Annotated in this window: 2 protein-coding genes; both read right to left on the bottom strand. The window is 34.2% G+C overall.

From position 1 onward, the window contains the following. A partial coding sequence (locus L8X36_RS08055) for a hypothetical protein (protein ID WP_412175680.1) occupies window positions 1-108 on the bottom strand: 108 nt, incomplete at its 3' end. Window positions 109-242: 134 nt separating this feature from the next. Then, window positions 243-623, bottom strand: a 381-nt coding sequence (locus tag L8X36_RS08050; protein ID WP_263683326.1) for a flagellin, incomplete at its 5' end; no start/stop codon positions are given.

Here is a 623-nt window from a genome sequence, read left to right as displayed (position 1 = left end):
AAGACCTGAACTAAGTCTAGACAAAGACTTGTCTAATTCCCTTGCTGTTATAGTTGAATTTGCATGTGCATTCATTGCACCTATGTTGGTGTTTATTCTAAAACCCATTTTAAATCCTTTCAAAATATTGCTTGATTTCTATAAAAGCAATAAGTGTTCCAAATATAAGAAAGCAAATGGGAAATAAAATAAAAGGTGAGAGAAAAACACCTTGAATATTCAAGGTGTTTTGGGTTTCTTAACTATTGTAATAATCTCATTACATTTTGCTGTACAGCATTAGCCTGACTCATAGCATAAGATCCACTTTGAGCTAGGATGTTGTACTTGGCAAAGTTTGCACTTTCTGCTGCAAAGTCTACATCTCTGATATTTGATTCAGCTGATTTGATATTTACTTGAGTTACACTGATGTTATTAAGTGTAGCTGTGATTTGATTTTGCACTGCACCGATGTCAGCTCTGATTTGATCAAGATTAGTAATAGCAGTTTCAGCTATATCCATTACAGCCATTGCACCTTTAAGTGTAGTAACACCTGCTTGTTGATCTTTAGCAGCTATATTTTTTGTAGAATCAAATGCAGCAAATTGAGAAGATCCATCTCCTTTCGCACTAAAACT

Origin of the sequence: Campylobacter sp. CNRCH_2014_0184h (assembly GCF_025772985.1) — a bacterium.
Lineage (GTDB): Bacteria > Campylobacterota > Campylobacteria > Campylobacterales > Campylobacteraceae > Campylobacter_D.
Note: the sequence above shows the minus strand (reverse complement) of the source record. Positions and strands in the feature narration are given on the sequence as shown.